Origin of the sequence: Pseudomonas sp. HMWF006, from assembly GCF_003061205.1 — a bacterium.
In the GTDB taxonomy this organism is placed as follows: Bacteria; Pseudomonadota; Gammaproteobacteria; order Pseudomonadales; family Pseudomonadaceae; genus Aquipseudomonas; species Aquipseudomonas monsensis.
Genome location: NZ_QAIU01000557.1, coordinates 769 through 1,229, shown reverse-complemented (window position 1 = coordinate 1,229; position 461 = coordinate 769). Strand labels below are relative to the sequence as shown.

Genomic DNA, 461 nt, shown 5'->3' with positions numbered 1-461 from the left:
TTCAGGCGGACGCCACCACCAACACCTTGCTGATTTCCGCGCCGGAACCGCTGTACCGCAACCTGCGCGAAGTCATCGACTTGCTCGATCAGCGTCGCGCACAAGTGGTGATCGAAAGCCTGATCGTCGAGGTCGGCGAAGACGATGCCAGTGAATTCGGTGTGCAATGGCAGACCGGCAACCTCGGTGGTAACGGCGTGATCGGCGGGGCCAATCTGGGTGGCTCGGGCATCAACGTCAGCGGCAAGACCAGCATCGACGTACTGCCGCAGGGTTTGAACCTGGGCTACGTCAACGGCACCGTCGACATCCCCGGCATCGGCAAGATCCTCGACCTGAAAGTGCTGGCCCGAGCGCTGAAGAGCAAGGGCGGCACCAACGTGCTGTCGACGCCGAACCTGCTGACCCTGGACAACGAAGCAGCGAGCATTTTCGTTGGCCAGACCATTCCGTTTGTCAGC

General features: G+C 61.4%; 1 pseudogene. It reads left to right on the top strand.

The annotated features are described in order from the left end of the window. A pseudogene (locus DBR24_RS33720) lies at window positions 1-461 on the top strand (secretin N-terminal domain-containing protein); the annotation flags it as partial.